Below are 21,476 nucleotides of genomic sequence, written 5' to 3'. Positions count from 1 at the left end.
TCCAATCGCCTCCACCTCAAGGAACCGCCATGAGCCACGATCTCAACGACACCCTGATCTTCGTCAAGGTGGTCGAGCAAGGCAGCTTCATCGCCGCGGCCAACGCCCTCGGCCTGCCCAAGACCACCGTCAGCCGCAAGGTGCAGGATCTGGAAGCGCGGCTGGGCGCGCGCCTGCTGCACCGGACCACGCGCCGGCTCGGACTGACCGAGGCCGGCGCGGTCTACCACGAGCATTGCCAGCGCATCGCCCGCGAACTGGAGGAAGCCGAGAGCGCGGTGGGCCAGTTGCAGGCCGGCCCGCGCGGCTGGCTGCGCTTCAGCGTGCCCTATTCCGCCGGGATTTCCTGGGTGGCGCCGATCCTGGGCGAATTCCACCGCCAGCACCCGGAAGTGCGGCTGGAGATGATCATGACCAGCGACAAGGTCGACCCGATCGCCGAAGGCGTGGACGTGGCCCTGCACATGGGCACGCTGCCGGATTCGACCATGGTCGCGCGCAAGCTCGCCACCTTCCGCACCCAGGTCTTCGCCAGTCCCTACTACATCGAACGCCACGGCGAACCGCTGCATCCGGACGACCTGCAGCACCACCGCACGTTGGCGCTGAGTAACGGCCGCGGCGGCGGCAACCGGCTGTGCTGGCCGCTGCGCAACGGCAAGCAGAGCGGCGAGTTCCTGGTCCAGCCGATCCTGCTGGCCAACGATTCGGCTGCGCTGATCGGCGGCCTGGTCTGCGGCGAAGGGCTGGTGCTGGCCAGCGACGCGACGATCAAGCCGCTGATCGAGGCCGGCAAGGCGCGGCGCGTGCTCGGCGGATGGGTCGGGCCGGACCTGGACTTCAACGCGGTGTTCCCGGGCGGGCGCATGCTTTCGCCGAAGGTGCGCGCCTTCGTCGACTTCCTGGTCGACAAGCTCAACTTCGACGTCAGCTACATGATGGCGCAGTGCCCGGCCAAGCTGGCCACACAGCAGGCCGAGGACGGCGCCGAGTTCACCCTGTGCAGCGGCGTGGCGATGAACACGCAGTCGCTGGCCACCCTGCCGCGCGTCGCCGCCGCACCTGCACCAGCGGATGCGGCAGCGGAAACCGAAGCCGAGGACGAAGAGGACGCCGCGCTGGTCTGAGCCGCGCGGCCCACGGCGCTGCGCATCGGCAGCACGGAAACGCGAACGGGCCGCAGTGCGGCCCGTTCGTGGTTGCAGTCGGCGGGTCGGTCAGCCGGCAGTGGAGCGCAGCGGCACCACGCGGATCTCCACGCGGCGGTTCTGCGCGCGGCCGGCCTCGGTGCTGTTGTCGGCGATCGGATACTTCTTGCCGGCGCCCAGGGTCTGGATGCGCTCGGGCTGCACGCCCTGCGCGGTCAGGTACGCGGCCACCGACGACGCGCGCTGTTCGGACAGGCGCTGGTTCACCGCATCGCTGCCGATGCTGTCGGTGTGGCCGACCACTTCGATCATGGTCTGGTTGTACTCGCCCAGGGTCTGGGCCACGCCGTTGAGCGCCGAATAGAACTGCGGCTTGAGCGTGGACTGGTTGAAGTCGAAGGTGATGCCGTCGGGCAGGTTGAGGGTGATGTTGTCGCCGTCGCGGCGCACGTCGATGCCGGTATTGGCGGTGCGCTCGCGCAGCGCGCGCTCCTGGCGATCCTGGTAGTTGCCGATCGCCGCGCCGCTGAGCGCGCCGATGCCGGCGCCGATCATCGCGTGCTGGCGGCGCTCGGTGGCACTGCTGCCGCTGAGCAGGCCGGCGGCCACGCCGACCGCGGTGCCGATCAGCGCGCCGCGGCCGGTGCGGTTCTGCTGCTCGGTGGGATTGCCGTACTGGTCGCGCTGCACGTAGGAGCCGCCGGTGGCGCAGGCGGACAGCACCAGCGCACTGGCCAGGGCCACGGATAGGCCGCGAAGGGCGGTCGTTTTCATCATGTTCTCTCCGAACCTGGATGGACGTGGCCGCAGCATAAACAGCGCCACGCGAGGCGCGGATGAACGCGGCGCGGCGCGCGATGCGCCAGGTTCAGGAAGACGGCAGCAGGGTCTCGGCGTCGGCCGCGCTCAACGGCTGCTCCCAATCGCCCATCAGCGCCAGGTACAGCAGCTTCTCGAATTCGGCGCCGACCCGCCGCATCACCGCGTCCGGATCGGGAATCAGCCGCGCATCGCCGATCAGGCCGAAGTGCACGCGGTGGTTGTAGCTCATGATCGACACGCCGACGCCGATCGAGCCGGTCTGCGGCACCCAGAACATCATCTCGCGCACGCGGCTGCCGGCCAGGTACAGCGGCTGCTGCGGCCCCGGCACGTTGGTCGCCACGGTGGTGGCCTTGCGGCTGAACAGGTCCAGCGCCGCCGACTGCAGCGCCGCCGGCGCCATGCCCACTGCCGCGAGCAGGCCGAACACCACCATCGCCTGCCGCGACTGCTTGAGCTGCTGCATCGACTCGGCCACGCATTGCAGCCGCCGCACCGGATTGGCCTCGCCCACCGGCAGGTCCAGGAACACCAGGCCGAAGTGGTTGCCGAGCTTGCGCGCGTGCTCCAGCGGGCGCAGGTTGACCGGCACCGTGGCGCGCAGGGTCACCCCGTCCAGGCGTTCGCCGCGCTCGAGCATGTAGTCGCGCAAGGCGCCGGCCATGGTCGCCATCAGCACATCGTTGACCGTGCAGTCGCAGGCGCGGCCGACCGCCTTGACTTCGTCCAGGTCCAGCGGTTCGGCCCAGGCCACGCGCTTGCTGACGCCGAGGCGGCCGCGCAGCAGCGTCGGCGGATCGTCGGCCAGCAGCAAGGCATTGACCAGTTCGCGGCCGATCAGCCCGCCTTCGCGCGCCAGCATCTGCGGCAGGTTCGGGTCCTGCGCCATCGCCCGGCCCTTGTCGAGCATGCGCCCGCCGAGCTTGAGGTAACGGTCCACCGCACCGACCCGGCGCACCACTTCCTTGCCATCGTCCTTGAGCCAGGCGCGCTCGAGCTGCGCCGACGGCTCCGGAGTGCGCTGGGTATCGGTCAGCGACAGCAGCACCTGCACCAGGGCGATGCCGTCGGCGTAGCTGTGGTGGATCCGCGCCACCAGCGCCGAGCCGCCTTCGTAGCGTTCGATCAGGTGGAACTGCCACAGCGGCTTGGTCTTGTCCAAGGGCGTGGACGCCATCTGCCCGGCGAAGCGCTCCAGCGCCTTCTTCTGCCCACGCCCGGGCAAGGCCGACAGGCGTACGTGCCAGTCCAGATCGAAATCGTCGTCGCGCTGCCAGTAGGCGCCGGTGGCGGTCTCCACCGGCTTCTGCAGGAACCGCGGGAAGGCCAGGAAGCGCTTGCGCACCAGTTGCTTGAGCGCAGGCAGGGTCAGCGGCTCGTCGAACATCAGCACGCCGGTGATCATCATCGGATTGGTCGGCCGGTCCATTCGCAACCAGGCGGTATCCACGCGCGACATCGGTTCGCGCTGCGGCTTGCGGCGAGCTGAGCTGGTGGCCATGCGGGCTCCTGTCCGAGCCCGGAGTGAATCATGGCCCCGCGAAGGGCGTCAATCGCGCCTGCCCCCGTGCTGCGCCGCGCCACACGGCGCGTTGCTCAACCGGTGGCGGTTTCGCGGTACGCGGCCAGCGCCGCGTCGCGGCCGGCGGCCAGGTCCACGATCGGCTGACGCGGATACTGCGTCGCAGCCTGCGCCAGCCGCTGCGGCGCCTGCCAGGGCGCGAAGCGATCGGCCACCGGCAGCGCCGCCAGTTCCGGCACCCAGCGCGCGATGTACTCGCCCTTCGGATCGAACTTCTGCGCCTGGGTCACCGGATTGAACACGCGGAAATAGGGCGCGGCGTCGGCGCCGGTCCCGGCCACCCACTGCCAGCCCAGCGTGTTGTTGGCCAGGTCGGCGTCGACCAGGGTGTCCCAGAACCAGCGCGCGCCCTCGGACCAGTGCACGCGCAGATGCTTGCACAGGTAGCTGGCGACGATCATGCGCACGCGGTTGTGCATCCAGCCGGTGTGCCACAACTCGCGCAGGCCGGCATCGACGATCGGCACGCCGGTGCGTCCGCGCTGCCAGGCATGCAACTGCGCGGGATCGGGCGTGGCCCAGCGGAAGCGCTCGAAACGCGGATTGAGGTTGCGCTCGGGCGTGTCGGGAAAATGGTGCAGCAGGTGATGGGCGAAGTCGCGCCAGCCGAGCTGGCGGATGTAGCCGTCGATGGCCGCGGCGGTGGCGGCACGGCGATGGCGCTCCAGGGTGGCGACGATGCGCCACGGGGCGATCTCGCCGAAATGCAGGTGCGGCGACAGCCGCGAGGTGCCGACCTGGTCCGGGCGGTCGCGGCCGTCGAGGTAGTCGCGCAACGCGCCGTCGACGAACACGTCCAGCGCCTCGTGCGCCCCCGCCTCGCCCGGCTGCCAGACCTCCCAGAAGCCGCGGTCCCAGTCCAGCGCCGGCGCCAGGCCGAGCCGCTCCAGCGGCAGGCTGTCCAGCTTCGCGGGCGGCGGTGGCAGCGTCTTCGGCGCGGCCTGCAACGCCGGCACCTGCCAGTGGCTCAGCGCGCTGCGCCAGAACGGCGTGAACACCTTGTACGGGCCGCCCTGCTGCGTCGCCAGTTGCCAGGGCTCGAACAGCAGCGCGCTGTTGTGGCTGTGTACGTCCAGACCCTGTTCGCGCAGTTCGCGCTTGAGCCGCGCGTCGCGCGGTTGCGTGGCCGGCTCGTAGCGGCGGTTCCAGTACACCGCCACCGCGCCGCAGTCGGCAACCACCTGGCGCAACGCGGTCTCGGCCGGACCCTGGCGCAGGATCAGGCGCGAACCGCGCGCGCGCAATTGCGCATCCAGCGCCGCCAGCGAACGCTGCAGCCAACTGCGCGAGGCCGCGCCCGCGGCCCAGGCGCCCTCGTCTTCCGGGCTGTGCAGGTACACCGGCACCGGCGTATGCCCGGCGTCCAATGCGGCCTGCAGGGCGGGTTGATCGTGCAGGCGCAGGTCGCGCCGGAACCAGACGATGGCGTAGCTCATGCGAGGAGACGCAGCGAAGGACGCGCCATGATACGGATCGGGTGCAGCGGCCAGGTGAGCATGCGGCGACGCAACCCGCACGTGCCTGCACCCTGTCGTCCCTGGCCCGATGCGGTCGCACTGACCGGATTTCGTAGACATCGCCACGCGCCGCGCACGTGCGCCTCATCCGCCCTGCTATAACGCCGAGGCGGGCGCCGTCATGTCGAAGCGGCGCCGCGACCGCTGCTGTTGGACGACGTTCCGGGGAAGGACGTCATCCGTGCTTTCGCTGCACCGCGCACGACACGGCCACGGCCGTCTCGCGCGCACGGGGAACATCCGCCATCGCTTCTGCGACCTCACGGCAACCACGGCCGGCGAGCGCGGCTGCGTGCGGCCCGAACCGCCCGCGCCCGGACCTGCATCGACAGGGCCGCGGCGCGCTGCGGGCAGCCAACGGCGCAGCACGGTCATGCCCATCGCCGACATCCGCAACACCCTCAGGAGAGCAAGACCCATGGACAAGCGCATCGCAAAAGCCGCCCTCACCCTCGCGCTGAGCCTCGCCGCCCCGCTGGCGATGGCCTGCAGCACCGAGATCGAGGAAGGCCCGGGATCGTGCGGTTACCAACCGCCGGGCAGCGGCGGCGGCAGCACGCCCGTCTACACGCTGCAGGGCGTGATCCAGAACCAGGGCTACGAGTCCGACAACCGCCCGGCCGGCGGCAAGCGCCTGAAGATCCGCGCCTACTCGCGCTTCGCCAACGCCAACAACGACCGCGTCGACGCCAACTACATCAACGTGCGCTGCAACGCCTACGACCCGTACGGCAACGGCTACACCACCGATTACGACGAGGAAGGCAACGGCGCCCTGGTCGACGTGCACTTCACGTCGAACTTCGTCTACGGCGCATACCGCAAGATCACCGTGGTCTGCACGCATCATGCCGAGTACGGCGCCAACACCTACGACACCACCAGCAACGCCCAGATCGACATTCCCTACTGATCCTCGTTGCCTCCGCACCACGCCGGCGTCCGCAGCCTTGCGGGCGCCACGCGTCGCGACCGCTGCCCGCAGGTGCGGGCGGCGGCTTACTCGAACGCGCCCACCGAGTCGTGCGCGAGATTGTCGAAGCGGGTGTATTCGCCGAAGAACTTGAGCTTGCACGACCCGGTCGGGCCGCCGCGGTGCTTGCCGATGATGATTTCGGCCAGGCCCTTGTCCGGCGAGTTTTCCTTGTTGTAGTAGTCGTCGCGGTAGATGAACACGATCATGTCCGCGTCCTGCTCGATCGCGCCGGATTCGCGCAGGTCGGCCATCACCGGGCGTTTGTCGGTCCGCGTTTCCAGCGAGCGGTTGAGCTGCGACAACGCGATCACCGGCACGCCGAGTTCCTTGGCCAGGCCCTTGAGCGAGCGCGAGATCTCCGAGATCTCGGTCGCGCGGTTCTCGCTGTTGCCGGGCACCGACATCAGCTGCAGGTAGTCGATCACGATCAGGCCCAGGTCGTGCTCGCGCTTGAGCCGGCGCGCCTTGGAGCGCAGCACTTCCGGCGACACGCCCGGCGTATCGTCGATGAAGATCTTGGTCTCCTTGAGCATCTTGATCGCACCGGTGACCCGCGCCCAGTCCTCGTCCTCGAGCTGGCCGGTACGCAGGCGTTGCGCGTTGATGCGGCCGTTGGAGGAGATCAGGCGCATCGCCAGCTGCGAGGCCGACATTTCCATCGAGAACACCGCCACCGCCTTCTTCGACTTGATCGCCGCGTACTCGGCGATGTTCAGCGCGAAGGTGGTCTTGCCCATCGCCGGACGCGCGGCGAGGATGATCAGGTCGGTCGGCTGCAGGCCGGCGGTCATCGCATCGAAATCGTTGTAGCCGGTCGGCAGGCCGGTGATGTTGCCGCCGTTCTCGAAGCGGTTGCGCAGTTCCTCGAACGCGTCCTTCAACGCGCCCGGCATCGCCACGAAGTCGCTGCGTCCGCGCGCGCCGGCCTCGGCGATCTGGAACACCGCTTTTTCCGCCGACGCCAGCAGCTCCGAACTCTCGCGCCCTTCCGGCTGGAAGCCGTCGTTGACGATGGTGGTGCCGACCTCGATCAACTGCCGCAGCACCGCCTTGTCGCGGACGATCTCGGCGTAGGCGACGATATTGGCCGCCGACGGCGTGGTGCTGGCCAGTTCGATCAGGTAGGCGCCGTCGCCGACCATCTCCAGCTTGCCCTGCGATTCGAACCACTCGCCCAGGGTCACCGCGTCGAACGGGCGGCCCTTCTCGGCCAGTTCGCGGATCGCGCGGTAGATCAACTGGTGGTCGCGCCGGTAGAAATCGTTGTCGGTGAGCTGGTCGTTGACCCGATCGTAGGCGTCCGGCGCCAGCATCAGGCCGCCGAGCACGGCCTGTTCGGCCTCGGTCGAGTGCGGTGGCACGCGCAACTGGTCGAGACGCGGCTCGCTGCGTTCGTTGCGCTCGCTTTTGCGATCGCCGCGGTAGCCGGGACGGGCGGACATAGGCTGGGTCTTCTCTGTGGGGCGCGGGTCTGCGTGGCGCGGGCGCCGGGCGCGGCCTCACCGCGGCCCGGGCGCAGATTTTAGTCCCCGCGCCCGGCTGGGGCTAGGGCGAGGAGCCCGCGCGATCAGCCGGGCGTGGGCCACCGCAGCCCACCAGCGCTGGGGACAAGTCTGGGGACAAGCGGTTGAGAACGTCGCCTACGCCCTGCCGCACCAGGGCCGCCCTGCCCCTGCGCACGCCACCGACGGAGCGCGCCGTGGCGGCGTTCAGGCCTGCAGTTCGTCGATCCAGGCGATGAACTTGTCGACGAATCCGGCAAGGAATTTGCGCGTGCGCTCGTCGTCGATGGCGCCGTCCTCGGCGATCAGGCCCTCCTTGAACTGCAGAAAGATCTCCGGCTGGCCCAGCACCGGCATGTCCAGGTAGGCCAGCACGTTGCGCAGGTGCTGCTGCGCCAGGGCGGTGCCGATCGCACCGGGCGAGGTGCCGCACACCGCCGCCGGCTTGCCGGCGAAAGCGCTCTCACCGTACGGACGCGAGCCCAGGTCGATGGCGTTCTTGAGCACGCCGGGGATGGAGCGGTTGTATTCCGGGGTGACGAACAGCACCGCATCGGCGTCGCTGACCTGCGTCTTCAGGCGCCGGCCCTGCGCCGGATAGTCGTGGTCGTGGTCCTGGTTGTACAGCGGCAGGTCGCCGATCTCCACGTACTCGAAACTGGCACGGTCGCCGGCAAGTCGCTCCAGCGCGTGCGCCAGGCGCCGGTTGAACGACTCCTTGCGCAGGCTGCCGACAAAGACGGCGATGCGGTACTGGCTCATGGCGTTGCTCCAGACTGAATGGATCTTCAGGCTAGCCGCCGCCGCGCGGCAGTCAGGTGAACGCTGCTGCCGTCCCGGCCAGCGCCAGGCGCGCGCGCACCTCGTCCGGCAGCGGCGGCAGCGCCACGAAGCCCGGCGTCGCGCGCACCCGCTGCAGCCAGTCGCACAGCGCCGGATACTGCGTCAGCGCGATGCCGGCATCGCCAGCGCAATGGGTGTAGGCGAACAACGCGATATCGGCGATGCCGTAGGTCGGGCCGGTGAACCAGGCCTGCGCCTGCAGGTGCTGCTCCATCACCGCCAGCGCCCGCATCGCGCCCTCGCGCAGGCGTGGGAGTTCGGCGCGCCGCGGCGAATCGGGCGGCGTCCAGCCGCAGACGAAGCGTGCCACCGCCACGTAGGGCTCGTGGCTGTACTGCTCGAAGAACAGCCAGCTCAGCGCCTGCGCGCGCTGCCAGGGATCGGCGGGCAGATAGCCGGTGCCCTCGGCCAGCCAGCACAGGATGGCGTTGGATTCGGCCAGCACGCGGCCGTCCTCGCGCTCGAGCAGCGGCACCTTGCCGTTGGGATTCTTGGCCAGGAAGGCCGGGGTGCGGGTCTGGCCGTTGGCGCTGTCGATCTCGACCCAGCGGTAGCCGCAGCCGAGCTGGTCCAGCAGCAGCCGCACCTTGTAGCAATTGCCGGACAGCGCCATGCCGTACACGGTCAGGGGAAAACGTTCGGATGCCATGCGCCGCTCCTGTGTCGAATGCCGCTGTCGTGCTGGTTCAGCGCCGCGCCTGCCATTGCGCGCGCGACTGGCCCCACACCTCCACCTCGAACGCCTGCAGCGGCTCGGGCAGGCGGTCCTGGCGCAGGTAGCGCGACCCGAGCTTGCCCGCCACCGCCTTGGAGTTGGCGTTGTCCGGCACGATGGTGTGGATCACCTCGCTCCAGCCCAACTGCGCGAACGCCCAGTCGATCGACGCGGTCGCCGCTTCCGGCGCATAGCCCTGGCCCCAGAACGCACGCGCGATGCCCCAGCCGACTTCCGGGCCCGGCCAGTCGTGCGGCTGCCAGGGGCCGACCCGGCCGATCCACTGCCCGCTGCGCTTCTCGATCACCGAGAACATCGCAAATCCCTGCAACTGCCAACTGCCGACCAGCGAGGTCAGGCTGCGCCAGACCACCGACGGCACCTGCACGCCACCGAGGTGGTGCATGGTCTGCGCATCGGCGGAAAAGGCGCAGAGCGCCGCGAAATCCTCGGCAGTGGGCGGGCGCAGCAACAGGCGCTCGGTCTCCACACGTACATCGAACACGCTCATCGTCGGTCCTCCTGCAGAACGGGCCCGCAACCGCGCGCGGGCCAGGGGTTCAAAACGCGTTGATGCCGGTCAGTTCGCGGCCGACGACCAGTTGGTGCACGGTCTCGGTGCCTTCGTAGGTGATCACCGATTCCAGGTTCAGGGCATGCCGGATCGCGCCGTAGTCGGTGGTGATGCCGGCGCCACCGAGCAGGTCGCGGCACTCCCGTGCGATGTCCAGCGCCATGCGCACGTTGTTCCACTTGGCCAGCGAGACCTGCGCCGGCTGCAGCGTGCCGGCGTCCTTGAGCCGGCCCAGCTGCAGCGCGAGCAACTGCGCAGCGGCGATACGCCGCGCCATGTCGGCCAGCTTGATCTGCGCGCTCTGCGTCGCCGCCAGCGGCCGTCCGAACAGCATGCGTTCGCCGGCATAGGCCAGCGCCTCGCGCAGGCAGGCGACGGCCGCGCCGATCGCGCCCCAACTGATGCCGTAGCGGGCCTGGGTCAGGCAGCCCAGCGGGCCCTTCAGTCCGCGCACGCCGGGCAGGCGCTGGCTATCGGGCAGGCGCACGTCGTCGAAGAACAGCGCCGAGGTCACCGAGGCGCGCAGGCTCATCTTGTGCGCAATGTCCTGGGTGCCGAAGCCCGGCGCGCCGGCCTCGACCAGGAAGCCCTGGATGCCGTCGTCGGTCTGCGCCCACACGATCGCCACGTCGGCGATGCCGCCGTTGGTGATCCACATCTTGCTGCCGCTCAGGCGCCAGCCGTCGCCGTCGCGCACGGCACGGGTCTGCATCGCCGCCGGGTCGGAGCCGCCCTGGGACTCGGTCAGGCCGAAGCAGCCGATCGCGGTGCCGGCGGCCATCGCCGGCAGCCAACGCTGGCGTTGCGCGTCGCTGCCGTAGGCGTGGATCGGGTACATGCACAGCGAGGACTGCACGCTGACGAAGCTGCGCAGGCCGCTGTCGCCGCGCTCCAGCTCCTGGCAGATCAGGCCGTAGCAGACCGCGTTGAGGCCGCCGCCACCCTGTCCCGCCGGCAGGCTGGCGCCGAGCAACCCCAGCTCCGCCAGGTCCGGCACCAATTCGCGTGGGAACCGCCCCTGGTCGAAGGCCTCGCCGATCACCGGCAACACCTTGGCGTCGACGAAACGCGCCACCGCCTGCTGGATCGCGCGCTCCTCCTCGCTGAGCAGCGCGGCAACATTGAACAGATCATCGCAAGGCAACGGCATGGCGGCGTCCACGGCGAAAACCGCATTGTATCGGCCCCGCCCCTGCCGCCGCCGCACATGCGAAGGCCGGCGCAAGCGCCGGCCTTCGGGGTGTGCAACGAAACTGCGACTCAGCGCTGGCTGACGGCGACGTCGCCGGCCGAGGCGGTCTGGGTGACCAGGCGGCCATCCAGTACCGGCAGGCGGTCGCTGTTCGGGCGGTCGTCCATGCGCACGGTCTTTTCCTGGCCGTCGTAGCGGTAGGTCACGTCGTAGCCCTTGACCACGTCCTGCGTGCCCATGGCGATGCGGTTGCCCGGCTTGCTGTCCATGCGCATGGTGCCGGTGGTGCCGTCGTCGTTGCGGTAGGTCACGTTGTAGCCGGTGATGGTCGAGGACTGCGCGGTGCTGTTCTCGGTGTGGCACTGGCGCTCGGTGCGGTCGACCACGCGGCCGCCGACGTGGTTCTGGTCGATGCGGTTGCCGATGAAGCCGCCGGCCACCGCGCCGGCCGCGGTCGCGGCCTTGCGGCCGTTGCCGTGACCGATCTGGTTGCCGAGCAGGCCACCGACCACCGCGCCGACCACGGTGCCGCCGACGTTGCCGTCGCGCTCGGGCAGGCGCTCCTGCACCACCACGTCGTTGCACACCTGGCGCGGCGTGGTCGTGGTGGAGGTCTCGCGCAGCGGCTCGGTGCCGATCACCTCGGCATAGCGCTGCTGCTTCTGGGTGATCGGATCGACCCGCACCACGTCGGCGTACTCGAGCTTGCCGCCGACGCTGTTGTCCATCGCGCTGTCGCCGCGCGTATTGTCCAGGGCCGGGCGCACGTCGCTGCTGGCGACGTCCACCGGTTTGTCGCGATTGTTCATGAAGGCCGCGGTGGCGACGCCGCCGACCAGCAAGGCGCCAGCCGCGACCAGAACGGTTGTCGTAGTGCTTTTCATGTGTGCTCTCCTGCGGGCTGACCGCGTTGTCTACGGTGCTGTGATTACCATGCCGAAGCTGAACCGATCCGCTCCCTATTCAGTAACGCGGCGTACACACGGCTGGTAACGCCCGCGGAACGTCGCCATATCGAGGCTGTTAGCGTTTCCACCGCTCCCCGGAGGACGTGCCGTGCCCAATCCGATCGTGTATCCGCTGCTGCGCTGGGCGGGCAAATTGCGCTACCCGACCCTGTTCAAGATCACCGCCGGCCTGTTCGTGCTGAGCGTGCTGCTGCCCGACCCGGTGCCCTTCATCGACGAGATCGTGTTCGGCCTGGGCACGCTGCTGCTGGCCAACTGGAAGACCCGCACACCGGCGCAGGCCACGGCGCCATTGCGCTCGACCGCACAGCGCGTGCGCCGCTGAGCGCCGATGCAGTTGATCGACAGCCATTGCCACCTGGACGCGGCGGAGTTCGATCCCGACCGCGACGCGGTGATCGCGCGCGCGCAGGCGGCGGGCGTGCAGGCGCAGGTGGTGCCGGCGGTGACCGCGGCGTCCTGGCCCAAGCTGCGCACTGTCTGCGCGGCAACGCCCGGGCTGTACCCGGCGTATGGCCTGCATCCGCTGTTCCTGGCCGAGCATCGCCCTGACGACCTGCAGGCATTGGAAGACTGGGTCGCGCGCGAGCGGCCGCGCGCGATCGGCGAGTGCGGCCTGGATTTCTTCGTCGACGGGCTGGACGCGGCCGAGCAGCACCGCTACTTCGTCGGGCAACTGCAGCTGGCGCGCACATTCGACCTGCCGGTGATCGTGCACGCCAGGCGGGCGGTGGATGCCGTGATCCTGGCGATCCGCAAGGTCGGCCGGGTGCGCGGCGTGGTGCACAGTTTCGCCGGCAGCGCCGAACAGGCCGCACAGTTGCGATCGCTGGATTTCCTGATCGGCCTGGGCGGGCCGGTCACCTACGAACGCGCGCAGCGCCTGCGTCGGCTCGCCGCCACGATGCCCCTGGAGCAATTGCTGCTGGAAACCGATGCGCCGGACCAGCCCGACGCGGCGATCCGCGGGCAGCGCAACGAACCGGCGCGGCTGCGCACGGTGCTGGACACCATCGCCGAACTGCGCGACGCACCTGCCGCCGCCATCGCCGCGCAGACCACAGCCAACGCGCGGCGCCTGTTCGGCCTGCCCGACACGCGCGCCGGCACGCCCGTCGTCGCCTGACGCAGCGCGTTTCTGCACACCGCACATTCCGACGCTGCGCGTCGCTTTTTGACCCACTGACACAGGAACAGACGCCATACGTCGGCCGCGCAATGCGTGACTGCAAGGCGGTCGATGCGGCACATCGCCTGGCAAAACGGCTTTCGTCCGAAACTGTGACCTGGGCAGGCGGATGCACGCCTTTCGACCGGGTTTCGGCGCACTTGCTTCTGCTACTGTGCACCGCGCTGAAACGGCGAGCGGCGCTTTGTCCGCCAGGTACCGGAGTGTGAACCCGTTCGCTCTCAGCGAAGGCTCGGCGGCCGGCTCGATGGCACGCGTTCTGGCAGATCGGATCATCCTGGCGTGAAACAGTCGGCAAGCCGCATTCCCTACCCGCTTCTCCCCAGCGCGCGGCGCCCGCGTGCGATCGCCTCCTCCGCGGCCGCTCCGGCGCGAACGGCGCCGTCGCGCATGCGAGCGCTGCGGCAATGAAGAGCGGCGCAGCTTCGGAAAAACACGCCTCCAACGGCGAAAGCTGGGTCTCGCTGAAATTCCGCGACAGCAATCGCAGCCGCAAGATGCGCAGCACCATGACCCTGGCCGGGGTCTCGTGCACCTCGCTCGGCGCGTTGTGGACCGTGTGCTACCTGTACTACGGCCGGCCGGAACTGGCGATCGCCTTCGTCGGGCTGACGGCGGTCGGCCTGCTCGCGCTGGGCCGCCGCCGCCACTGCGACGAGGGCTCGCTGTCGCTGGTGGCGCACGGCGTCTTCGTCGTGGTCCTGGTGATCTCGATCATCGACGCGCCGATCGGCACGGTGCCGCGGTCCGTGCACACCTTCTTCCTGCCGCTGGCGGCCGGCGCACTGTTCGTGTTCGACCGCAGCCGCCGCTACCGCGCGCTGGTGTTTCCCATGGCGTGCCTGGCCGCCTTCGTCGCCTTCGGCTCGGGCGAACTGGACTGGCTGGCGCCGCATGACTCGCCACCGCAGCGGATGCGCCGGCTCGGCGCCATCTGCAACATGGCCTGCGCCGCCGGCCTGCTGGCGGCGATCCTGCACATCTACCGCAACGACGTGAACGCACGCATCTCGCTGGAGCGGGAACTGGCGCGCGCGGTCGGCAACGGCGAGATCGAGGTGCTGTACCAACCGCAGGTCAACGCGAACGGCAGCATGCTCGGCGCCGAGGCGCTGGTGCGCTGGCGCCACCCCAACGGCAAGCTGCTGACCCCGGACAAGTTCATCCCGCTGGCCGAAGAGAGCCAGCTGATCCGCGACGTGGGCCTGGAAGTGCTGCGCCAGGCCTGCGCTACGCTGCGACGCTGGTCGCACGACCCGGACCTGCGTGCGCTGGTGGTCGCAGTGAACGTCAGCCCCGTGCAGTTGCTCGATCCCAATTTCGTGTCCACGGTGAAGCAGGTGATCACCAGCGAAGGCGTGGCGCCAGCGTCGCTGGAATTCGAACTGACCGAATCGGCGCTGTACGTGGATACGGCCGGGGTGCGCGCCAAGATGCACGAACTCAAGGCGTTCGGCATCGGCTGGGCGCTGGACGACTTCGGCACCGGCTTCTCGTCGCTGGCGATGCTCCGGACGCTGCCGGTCACCAAGCTCAAGATCGACCGGCAATTCGTCAACGACGCCAGGGCCGACGAGTCCTCGCGGCGCCTGCTGGCCAAGATCGTGGAGATCTCCGAGGTGATGGGCATGGTCGCACTGGCCGAAGGCATCGAGGATGCGCAGCAGTGCGAGATGCTCTCGGCGATGGGCTGCCGGCACTTCCAGGGCTTCCTGTTCGGCCGGCCGCAGCCGGCGCAGGACCTGGAACGGCTGGCGCTCCTGCAGGCCAGCACCGAGCGCAACCTGATGAGCGGCGCGGCGGCCCACCCAGCGGATGCGCCGCAGCCGCACACCGGCAGGCGCTAGGCGGCCGCGGCCTCGCGCGCCGCGGCGCGCTTCAACAGCATCTCCAGCGCCTTGCCGACCGCGGCGAAGGCGAACGCCCCGGTGATGTGGGTGGCCGCGCCCAGCCCGGCGCCACAGTCCAGGTTCAAGGCCGCATCCGGCCCCAGCGCCGGCCGCAGTCCGCAGACGCTGCCGTCGGCCTGTGGGTAGCGCACGTTCTCCAGCGAGTACACCGCCGGCACGCCGAAATAGCGCTGCGCGTTCTTGGGGAAGTTGAATTCGCTGCGCAGCTTCTTGCGGATCAGCGCCAGCATCGCGTCGTGCTCGGTCCGCGACACGTCGCGGATCCGCACCAGGGTCGGATCGGTGCGCCCGCCGGCCGAGCCGACGGTCAGCAGCGGCAGCTTGCGCCGGCGGCACCAGGCGATGGTCTCGACCTTGACCCGGAAGCTGTCGCAGGCGTCGATCACCAGGTCGAAGCCGGCGTCGAGCAGTTCGGCGATATTGGTCGGGGTCAGGAAGGCCTCGACCGCCACCGCCTCGATCTGCGGATTGATCGCCACGCAGCGCTCGGCCATCGCCACCGCCTTGTTGCGCCCGTACTGCCCGGCCAGCGCCGGCAGCTGCCGGTTGGTGTTGGACACGCAGATGTCGTCGGCGTCGATCAGGGTCAGATGCCCGACCGCCGAGCGGGCCAGCGCCTCCACCACCCACGAGCCGACCCCGCCCATGCCCACCACCGCCACCCGGCACTGCGCCAGCCGCGCGATCGTGCCTTGTCCGTAGAGCCGGTCGATGCCGGCAAAGCGCTCGCGCCATTGTTCGTTCATCCGCCTATTTTAGGCCGGGATTCGGGATTCGGGATTACGCAGCTGGTCTGCGTGGGCGACGCCGGTGGCGACGGCGGGCGTACCATCGGCATTCCTTCCTGCCGCGCATGCCTGCCATGGCCAAGCCGCCCTCATCCCCGCCCGCCTCCACGTCCCGCTATCTGTTCGTGTTGCTGGCCGGGCTGCTGCTCGGCCTGGTGCTGACGGTGATGGCGTTGCGCGCGTTGCAGGCGCGCCAGGATCCGTTCCCGCGCAGCCTGATGCAGGTCATGGGCAAGCAACTAGCACTGCTCGAACGCGACGCCGCGCACCGGCAATGCAGCGGCGCCGGTCCGCAGGCGCGACTGCGCACGTTGCGCCTGCTCGGCGACGAACTGGACACCGCGCTCCCCGACCTGGCCGACGACAGTCGCTTCCGCGAGCATGCCGATGCGCTGCGCGCCGGCGTGGAGGCGGCGCTGGCGCAGCCGCCGGCCGACTGTGCGGCACTGGCGCAGGCCCGCCAGCAGATCGACGAACGCTGCGACGCCTGTCACCGCGATTTCCGCTGAGCGCCTGGCGAGATCGCTGCCGACGTGCGTGCCGGCGCCTGGCTGAATTCCCGTTGTCGAAGCCTGACGACGCCGCTGGCTGGGCGTGTGTGATCGTGCCGATTCGATACTCCGCTGGCAGCGGTCTCATGCTGTCCCGCATCGCGCTTTCGGATGAACGACCTTGCATGAATTGCCGCTGACGCCAGCCGCCGCGAGCCTGAACGGCGCCTGCCAAGGTTGGCGTTGCATTCACGCAGGGATGGACAGGATGCGTGCGAACGCGGCGCTGGCGCCGCGGTCCACCACTGTCTGTCGAGGAGAGCACCCATGAAGATCCAACTGATGGCCACCGCTGCCGTGGCGACCCTGGCGCTGGCAGGCTGCGCCACGTCCCCCGGCTATGGCGGCGGTTACGGCGGCGGCTACAGCCAGCCGGCGCGCGGCGGTTACACCCAGACCCGCTGCGCCGACTGCGGCATCGTCACCCGCATCGACACCGTGCCGTCGGGCCGCACGGCGCCATCGGCCACCGGCGCGATCCTCGGGGGCATCGTCGGCGCGGTCGCCGGCCACGAGATTTCCGATCATACCGGCGGCAGCAAGGGCAACCAGAACGTGTCGGCGGTGGCCGGTGCGGCGGCCGGTGCGCTGGCCGGCAACGAGATCCAGAAGAACGTCACCAGCGACACCTACGACGTGCACGTGCAGATGGACGACGGCCGGGTGATCGTGGTCAACCAGCGCGACCTGGCCGGCGTACGCGAAAACACCTACGTGCGCGTGGTCAACGGGCGCGTCGTGCCGCGCTGATCGGCCTCGCCGACCTGGCTTGAAACGCAAAAAGGCCCGCACCGCGGGCCTTTTTGCTGCGCTGCGCGCGATGCCGCGCGGCAACACTCAGAGCGGCTGCACCGCGTCGGCCTGCAGGCCCTTCTGGCCCTGCACCACGGTGAAGCTGACCTTCTGGCCTTCCTTCAGGCTCTTGAAGCCCTGGGTCTGGATGGCCCGGAAATGCACGAACACGTCCTCGCCGTTTTCGCGGCTGATGAAACCGAAACCCTTGGCGTCGTTGAACCACTTCACGACGCCGTTTTCGCGATTGCCAGTACCGGTCATGATCGACTTACTCCTTGGAACACGTCTCAGGGGTGGGTACGCCGTGGGGTGCGGCGGCTGGTTGCAAGGAGGAAGCGAGGTATAACGATGTAGCGGATCGATGGATCTACCGCATCAGGCCACGATTCACGGTGACCTTTGCAAACGCAGCGGCTGCAACTTACCCCGGTCAAAATGAAAATGCAATCAGCAAAAAGACCCCATCTGTCAACCCCCAAATCTCCCCCGCGGTGAGCCACGTGGACCCTGCGTTCATCTATTACGTCTGTGCCGGTCTCCTGGTTCTGGTCGGGCTGGCGGGGGTGCTGCTACCGGCCCTGCCCGGCACGCCGCTGATGTTCGCCGGGATGCTGCTGGCGGCCTGGGCCGACGGCTTCCAGCGGCTCGGCTGGCCGACGCTGACCGTGCTCGGCGTGCTCACCGCGCTGTCGCTGCTGGTCGACCTGCTGGCCACCGCGTTCGGCGCGCAGCGTGTCGGCGCCAGCCGCAAGGCCCTGTGGGGATCGGTGCTGGGCGGAATCGCCGGCATGTTCTTCATGCCGATCGGGCTGTTCGTCGGCCCCTTCGTCGGCGCCCTGGCCGGGGAGTACTGGCATGGGCGCGAGCTGCGCCAGGCGACGCGGGTCGGCGTCGGCACCTGGCTGGGCATCGTCCTGGGTACCGCCGCCAAGCTCGGCCTGGCGCTGGCGATTCTGGCGGTGTTCGCGGTGGCCTGGCTGCTCTGAAGCAGCACCCCTGAAGACGACGTCGGGGCGGCAGCATGAACGTGTGATGACCCTGTTGTCGTCACTTCCTGTATTTTCCCTGCCGGCCATTCACCCCGGCAGCGCACCACCCGCCCGCGCCGCCCGTTGCAGCGAGAACCGCATGTCCCATCGTCAGGTCCGTCCCCTGTTGCTGCTGTCGATCGCGGCCGTGCCGCTTGCGCACGCGCAGGAAGTCCTGCCCACCCCCGCCTCGCCGGAAGCCTGCGTGGCCATCTCCAGCGACGCCGCCCGCCTGGCCTGCTACGACCAGGCGCTGTCGCGCCGCACCGCCGACCCGCAGGCGGCCGACGCCGCGGCGCAGGCCGCCAGCGAACGCCAGAAGCAACAGCTGGACGCCAGCGTTCCGGAGGATGCCGGCGTCGCCGAGCGCACCCGCCAGCGCGCCGCCGCGCTGTTCAAGCAGGACCGCTACGACAACACCATCGCCAATGCCGGCAAGGGCTCGCTGCTGGACAGCCGCTGGGAACTGGCCAAGGACTCCAAGCTGGGCACCTTCCAGTTGCGTGCCTACAAGCCGGTGTACCTGCTGCCGGCGTTCTGGACCAGCAAGAAGAACGAGCTGCCGTCCTCGCCGAACCCGGTCAATACGGTGACCACCGCCGAGCCGCTGGACAGCGTGGAGGCGAAATTCCAGCTGAGCTTCAAGACCAAGATCGTGGAGAACATCTTCGGCGACAACGGCGACCTGTGGGGCGCCTATACCCAGAGCTCGCGCTGGCAGGTCTACAACGCGGAGCAGTCGCGGCCGTTCCGCGAGACCAACTACGAGCCGGAACTGATGCTGGTGTTCCGCAACAACTACAGCCTGTTCGGCTGGAAGGGACGGATGACCGGCATCCAGCTGACCCACCAGTCCAACGGCCGCAGCGATCCGCTGTCGCGCAGCTGGAACCGGGCGATGCTCAACATCGGCCTGGACCGCGACAACTGGGCGCTGGTGCTGCGCCCCTGGTACCGCATCCCGGAGAGCCGCAAGCAGGACAACAACCCGGACATCGAGGACTACATGGGCCGCGGCGACGCGACGCTGATCTACAACCGCAACGGCCACGAGGTGGCGCTGATGGCGCGGCATTCGCTGCGCGGCGGCGACCGCTCGCACGGCGCGGTGCAGTTGGACTGGGGCTTCCCGATCAGCAACCTGCTGCGCGGCCATGTGCAGGTGTTCGACGGCTACGGCGAGAGCATGATCGACTACAACCACCGCGCCACCTACGTCGGCGTCGGCATCTCGCTGCTGGAATGGTTCTGAGCGGCCACGCCTGAGCGACGCGCGCGGCGCCCGCCTGGGCGTCGCGTGCGTCGCTCAGAACCGGTAGTTGCCCTTCAGCCACAGGTTGCGGCCCGGTTCGGCGATACGCACCGGGTCGGCCGGGAAACCGAAATCGGCGCTGCCGGCCAGGTTGAGATGTTCGCTGTAGCGCCGGTCGAAGATGTTGTCGATGCCGGCGCTCAGCCGCAGTCCCTCGCTGACCCGGTAGCCGCCGCTCAGCCCCAGCGTGGCGAAACCGGCGCTGCGGCCGAGGTCGCGACCGACCACGTTGCCCTGATCCAACGCCACCCGCCCCTGCCGCGCGACCGCGCGCAGCAGCGCGCCGGCCGACCAGCGCTGCCCTTCCCACTCCATCCGCAGCCGCGACTCCAGCGGCGGCATCTGCGGCAACGGCGTGCCGTCGCTGCGGTTCTCGCCCCAGGCATAGGCCAGCGTGCCGCCGAGGGTGAGGCCGCGCAGTGGCTGCCAATCCATTCCCGCCTCGGCGCCGGCGATGCGCGCATCGACGTTGTCGACGCGGGTGGTGGTACCCATCATGCCGTCGTCGGCATAGGTGAACAGGATGAAGTCCTGCACCCGTCCGGCGTAGGCGGAAACCCATCCCTGCACGCTCGCGCCACGGTACTGCAGGCCGAGATCGAGCTGGGTGGTGCGTTCCGGGCGCAGCCCGGCGAAGGCATTGGCCGCGCCCATCGGGCCCATGTCGGCGGAGAACAGTTCCCAGTAGTCCGGCATGCGCGCGCTGCGGCCCAGGCCGGCATACCAGACCGTGTCGGCCGAGAGGCTGCGCTCCACGCGCAGGAAGCCGCTGCCCAGGTCTTCGCGGCGCGTCTGTCCGGCGGTGGGATTGGGCATGCCCATCATGCCGACGCTGCGGCGCGTGTCCTCGACCTGCGCGCGATCCAGGCGCAGGCCGGCGATCCAGCGTTGCGCCGTGCCGGCGCCGAACGTGAGTTCGGTGAAGGCACCCAGGTTGTCGAAGCGCGCGTCGGTGCGCCACGGCACGCTCCGGTACGCGCCCTCGCCGCTGGCGCTGCGGTCGCGGTGGCGACTTTGCTGGGTATCGACGCCGGCCTGGACCACGACCTGATCCCAGCGCCACTCCGATTCCACGCGCCCGCCGCGGGTGCGCCGGTCGACGTTGGAGGCCAGCGGCATCGGCATCGCCGACTGCGGATTGGGCCGGCGCAGCGTGTAGTTGTCCATCACGTGGTCGGCATCGTTGACATAGGCATTGGCGCGCAGCGCCTCCCAGGCGCCTGGTAGATCGGTGCGCTCGAAGCGCGCGGCATAGCTGCTGCGACGGAACTGGGTGCCGTCCATGCTGCGCCCGGCGTAGCGCGCCAGGCCGTCGCCGCTGCCGGCGGAGAACTCCAGCACGGTGTCCGGGTCTGGGGTCCAGCCGACCGCGGCATCGGCATTCCACTTGCGCCAGCGCGACGGCACCACCGCGCCATCGCCGTCGCGGTAGTCGCCGGACTCGGAGCGGTTGGCGTCCACGCGCGCGTAGCCGCTGCGGTTGCCGCCGCGCAGGTCCAGGTTCTGGTCGTTGCGGTTCCAGGAGCCGACCAGCGCGCTGGCCTCGCCTTCCAGGGTCGGCGCGGCGTAGTGCGGCGTGTCGCGCTCGAACCGCACGGTGCCGGCGGAGGCACCCGGCCCCCAGCGCACGGTCTGCGGGCCCTTGACGATGGTGAGCCGGTCGAAGGTTTCCGGGGCGATGTAGGACAGGGCGTTGTCCATCCGCGCCGGGCACGCCCCGACCAGGGTGCCGTCGTTGCTGAGCACGTTGAGCCGCGAGCCGAACATTCCGCGCAGCACTGGATCGCCGTTGGTGCCGCCGTTGCGGATCGCGGCGAAACCGGGGACGGTCTTCAGGTAATCGGCGCCGTCGCTGGCCGGCACCGGCTGCCGCGGCAGTTTCGGATCGACCGTCCAGGTCAGCGGCGCGACCGGGGCGGTGGCGGTGACCTGCATCCGGTCGAGGGTGGTGGCGTCGGGCGTCTCGGCGTGGCCGATCGCGGGAAACAGACTGGCGAGAATGCAGCACGACAACGCCGCCCGCGCGGGCGACGGCAGGAACTGGGACATGGATTGGACTCCAGA

At 69.5% G+C, this 21,476-nt stretch carries 21 protein-coding genes; 9 read left to right on the top strand and 12 right to left on the bottom strand.

Features of this window, described 5'->3' with window-relative positions:
- Nucleotides 1-29 precede the first annotated feature (29 nt).
- Complete coding sequence (locus J7357_RS02710) at nucleotides 30-1,127, top strand: LysR family transcriptional regulator (RefSeq protein WP_209244703.1); 1,098 nt, start codon at nucleotides 30-32, stop codon at nucleotides 1,125-1,127.
- A 90-nt stretch (nucleotides 1,128-1,217) separates the two neighbouring features.
- On the opposite strand, the gene J7357_RS02705 is transcribed toward J7357_RS02710, so the two are convergent.
- From J7357_RS02705 to J7357_RS02695, 3 genes are all read right to left on the bottom strand, one after another.
- Nucleotides 1,218-1,925 (bottom strand): OmpA family protein, encoded by a 708-nt coding sequence (locus tag J7357_RS02705; protein WP_209244701.1) that lies wholly within the window; start codon nucleotides 1,923-1,925, stop codon nucleotides 1,218-1,220.
- A 91-nt stretch (nucleotides 1,926-2,016) separates the two neighbouring features.
- On the bottom strand, nucleotides 2,017-3,471 hold the full coding sequence (locus tag J7357_RS02700) for a wax ester/triacylglycerol synthase family O-acyltransferase (RefSeq protein ID WP_209244699.1): 1,455 nt from the start codon (nucleotides 3,469-3,471) through the stop codon (nucleotides 2,017-2,019).
- Nucleotides 3,472-3,566: 95 nt separating this feature from the next.
- On the bottom strand, nucleotides 3,567-4,988 hold the full coding sequence (locus tag J7357_RS02695) for a deoxyribodipyrimidine photo-lyase (RefSeq protein WP_209244697.1): 1,422 nt from the start codon (nucleotides 4,986-4,988) through the stop codon (nucleotides 3,567-3,569).
- A gap of 499 nt (nucleotides 4,989-5,487) precedes the next feature.
- Here J7357_RS02695 and J7357_RS02690 point away from each other — a divergent pair, with 499 nt between their 5' ends.
- Entirely contained in the window at nucleotides 5,488-5,982 is a 495-nt protein-coding gene (locus tag J7357_RS02690) for a hypothetical protein (RefSeq protein WP_010344426.1), read from the top strand.
- 86 nt (nucleotides 5,983-6,068) lie between these two features.
- On the opposite strand, the gene J7357_RS02685 is transcribed toward J7357_RS02690, so the two are convergent.
- From J7357_RS02685 to J7357_RS02660, 6 genes are all read right to left on the bottom strand, one after another.
- Nucleotides 6,069-7,487: a replicative DNA helicase gene (locus J7357_RS02685; protein WP_209244695.1), complete on the bottom strand. Its 1,419-nt coding sequence runs from the start codon at nucleotides 7,485-7,487 to the stop codon at nucleotides 6,069-6,071.
- A gap of 267 nt (nucleotides 7,488-7,754) precedes the next feature.
- Nucleotides 7,755-8,309 (bottom strand): NADPH-dependent FMN reductase, encoded by a 555-nt coding sequence (locus tag J7357_RS02680; protein ID WP_209244693.1) that lies wholly within the window; start codon nucleotides 8,307-8,309, stop codon nucleotides 7,755-7,757.
- Nucleotides 8,310-8,361: 52 nt separating this feature from the next.
- The gene (locus tag J7357_RS02675; protein WP_209244691.1) at nucleotides 8,362-9,039 is read right to left on the bottom strand and encodes a glutathione S-transferase family protein; all 678 of its coding nucleotides are present in this window, start codon (nucleotides 9,037-9,039) and stop codon (nucleotides 8,362-8,364) included.
- Nucleotides 9,040-9,076: 37 nt separating this feature from the next.
- Nucleotides 9,077-9,616 (bottom strand): GNAT family N-acetyltransferase, encoded by a 540-nt coding sequence (locus J7357_RS02670; protein WP_209244689.1) that lies wholly within the window; start codon nucleotides 9,614-9,616, stop codon nucleotides 9,077-9,079.
- Nucleotides 9,617-9,665: 49 nt separating this feature from the next.
- On the bottom strand, nucleotides 9,666-10,841 hold the full coding sequence (locus J7357_RS02665) for an acyl-CoA dehydrogenase family protein (RefSeq protein ID WP_209244687.1): 1,176 nt from the start codon (nucleotides 10,839-10,841) through the stop codon (nucleotides 9,666-9,668).
- Between the two features lie 98 nt (nucleotides 10,842-10,939).
- Nucleotides 10,940-11,755, bottom strand: coding sequence for a glycine zipper 2TM domain-containing protein (locus J7357_RS02660; protein ID WP_209031238.1), 816 nt, complete (start codon nucleotides 11,753-11,755; stop codon nucleotides 10,940-10,942).
- A gap of 172 nt (nucleotides 11,756-11,927) precedes the next feature.
- On the opposite strand from J7357_RS02660, the gene J7357_RS02655 reads away from it, so the two are divergent.
- From J7357_RS02655 to J7357_RS02645, 3 genes are all read left to right on the top strand, one after another.
- Nucleotides 11,928-12,164, top strand: a complete 237-nt coding sequence (locus tag J7357_RS02655; protein WP_209244685.1) for a DUF6116 family protein — start codon at nucleotides 11,928-11,930, stop codon at nucleotides 12,162-12,164.
- A gap of 6 nt (nucleotides 12,165-12,170) precedes the next feature.
- Nucleotides 12,171-12,965: a TatD family hydrolase gene (locus J7357_RS02650; protein ID WP_209244683.1), complete on the top strand. Its 795-nt coding sequence runs from the start codon at nucleotides 12,171-12,173 to the stop codon at nucleotides 12,963-12,965.
- 470 nt (nucleotides 12,966-13,435) lie between these two features.
- On the top strand, nucleotides 13,436-14,875 hold the full coding sequence (locus tag J7357_RS02645; protein ID WP_019800172.1) for an EAL domain-containing protein: 1,440 nt from the start codon (nucleotides 13,436-13,438) through the stop codon (nucleotides 14,873-14,875).
- Here the strand turns inward: J7357_RS02645 and J7357_RS02640 are convergent.
- The gene (locus J7357_RS02640) at nucleotides 14,872-15,684 is read right to left on the bottom strand and encodes a tRNA threonylcarbamoyladenosine dehydratase (RefSeq protein WP_019801736.1); all 813 of its coding nucleotides are present in this window, start codon (nucleotides 15,682-15,684) and stop codon (nucleotides 14,872-14,874) included. The two genes, J7357_RS02645 and J7357_RS02640, sit on opposite strands and share 4 nt — an antisense overlap.
- Before the next feature lie 116 nt (nucleotides 15,685-15,800).
- Here J7357_RS02640 and J7357_RS02635 point away from each other — a divergent pair, with 116 nt between their 5' ends.
- Nucleotides 15,801-16,235: a hypothetical protein gene (locus tag J7357_RS02635; protein WP_209244681.1), complete on the top strand. Its 435-nt coding sequence runs from the start codon at nucleotides 15,801-15,803 to the stop codon at nucleotides 16,233-16,235.
- Nucleotides 16,236-16,544: 309 nt separating this feature from the next.
- Complete coding sequence (locus J7357_RS02630) at nucleotides 16,545-17,027, top strand: glycine zipper 2TM domain-containing protein (RefSeq protein WP_010344410.1); 483 nt, start codon at nucleotides 16,545-16,547, stop codon at nucleotides 17,025-17,027.
- A gap of 87 nt (nucleotides 17,028-17,114) precedes the next feature.
- Here the strand turns inward: J7357_RS02630 and J7357_RS02625 are convergent, their stop codons facing one another.
- Nucleotides 17,115-17,333, bottom strand: a complete 219-nt coding sequence (locus J7357_RS02625) for a cold-shock protein (RefSeq protein WP_019801734.1) — start codon at nucleotides 17,331-17,333, stop codon at nucleotides 17,115-17,117.
- A gap of 239 nt (nucleotides 17,334-17,572) precedes the next feature.
- Between J7357_RS02625 and J7357_RS02620 the strand changes: the two genes are divergently transcribed.
- Together J7357_RS02620 and J7357_RS02615 are read left to right on the top strand one after the other, a co-directional pair.
- Nucleotides 17,573-18,058 (top strand): DUF456 domain-containing protein, encoded by a 486-nt coding sequence (locus J7357_RS02620; protein ID WP_209244679.1) that lies wholly within the window; start codon nucleotides 17,573-17,575, stop codon nucleotides 18,056-18,058.
- Nucleotides 18,059-18,200: 142 nt separating this feature from the next.
- Complete coding sequence (locus J7357_RS02615; RefSeq protein WP_043092216.1) at nucleotides 18,201-19,352, top strand: phospholipase A; 1,152 nt, start codon at nucleotides 18,201-18,203, stop codon at nucleotides 19,350-19,352.
- Between the two features lie 54 nt (nucleotides 19,353-19,406).
- Here the strand turns inward: J7357_RS02615 and J7357_RS02610 are convergent, their stop codons facing one another.
- Nucleotides 19,407-21,461 (bottom strand): TonB-dependent copper receptor, encoded by a 2,055-nt coding sequence (locus J7357_RS02610; protein WP_209244677.1) that lies wholly within the window; start codon nucleotides 21,459-21,461, stop codon nucleotides 19,407-19,409.
- Nucleotides 21,462-21,476: the final 15 nt, after the last annotated feature.

It is taken from the genome of Xanthomonas sp. D-109 (assembly GCF_017746095.1).
Lineage (GTDB): Bacteria > Pseudomonadota > Gammaproteobacteria > Xanthomonadales > Xanthomonadaceae > Xanthomonas_A > Xanthomonas_A sacchari.
This window is presented reverse-complemented; position numbering and strand designations above follow the sequence as displayed.

Bases quoted from the DNA above. Each gene is read 5' to 3' on its own strand.
- J7357_RS02710 (WP_209244703.1), top strand. From the start codon at position 30: ATGAGCCACGATCTCAACGACACCCTGATCTTCGTCAAGGTGGTCGAG.
- J7357_RS02705 (WP_209244701.1), bottom strand. From the start codon at position 1,925: ATGATGAAAACGACCGCCCTTCGCGGCCTATCCGTGGCCCTGGCCAGT.
- J7357_RS02700 (WP_209244699.1), bottom strand. From the start codon at position 3,471: ATGGCCACCAGCTCAGCTCGCCGCAAGCCGCAGCGCGAACCGATGTCG.
- J7357_RS02695 (WP_209244697.1), bottom strand. From the start codon at position 4,988: ATGAGCTACGCCATCGTCTGGTTCCGGCGCGACCTGCGCCTGCACGAT.
- J7357_RS02690 (WP_010344426.1), top strand. From the start codon at position 5,488: ATGGACAAGCGCATCGCAAAAGCCGCCCTCACCCTCGCGCTGAGCCTC.
- J7357_RS02685 (WP_209244695.1), bottom strand. From the start codon at position 7,487: ATGTCCGCCCGTCCCGGCTACCGCGGCGATCGCAAAAGCGAGCGCAAC.
- J7357_RS02680 (WP_209244693.1), bottom strand. From the start codon at position 8,309: ATGAGCCAGTACCGCATCGCCGTCTTTGTCGGCAGCCTGCGCAAGGAG.
- J7357_RS02675 (WP_209244691.1), bottom strand. From the start codon at position 9,039: ATGGCATCCGAACGTTTTCCCCTGACCGTGTACGGCATGGCGCTGTCC.
- J7357_RS02670 (WP_209244689.1), bottom strand. From the start codon at position 9,616: ATGAGCGTGTTCGATGTACGTGTGGAGACCGAGCGCCTGTTGCTGCGC.
- J7357_RS02660 (WP_209031238.1), bottom strand. From the start codon at position 11,755: ATGAAAAGCACTACGACAACCGTTCTGGTCGCGGCTGGCGCCTTGCTG.
- J7357_RS02650 (WP_209244683.1), top strand. From the start codon at position 12,171: ATGCAGTTGATCGACAGCCATTGCCACCTGGACGCGGCGGAGTTCGAT.
- J7357_RS02645 (WP_019800172.1), top strand. From the start codon at position 13,436: ATGAAGAGCGGCGCAGCTTCGGAAAAACACGCCTCCAACGGCGAAAGC.
- J7357_RS02640 (WP_019801736.1), bottom strand. From the start codon at position 15,684: ATGAACGAACAATGGCGCGAGCGCTTTGCCGGCATCGACCGGCTCTAC.
- J7357_RS02635 (WP_209244681.1), top strand. From the start codon at position 15,801: ATGGCCAAGCCGCCCTCATCCCCGCCCGCCTCCACGTCCCGCTATCTG.
- J7357_RS02630 (WP_010344410.1), top strand. From the start codon at position 16,545: ATGAAGATCCAACTGATGGCCACCGCTGCCGTGGCGACCCTGGCGCTG.
- J7357_RS02625 (WP_019801734.1), bottom strand. From the start codon at position 17,333: ATGACCGGTACTGGCAATCGCGAAAACGGCGTCGTGAAGTGGTTCAAC.
- J7357_RS02615 (WP_043092216.1), top strand. From the start codon at position 18,201: ATGTCCCATCGTCAGGTCCGTCCCCTGTTGCTGCTGTCGATCGCGGCC.
- J7357_RS02610 (WP_209244677.1), bottom strand. From the start codon at position 21,461: ATGTCCCAGTTCCTGCCGTCGCCCGCGCGGGCGGCGTTGTCGTGCTGC.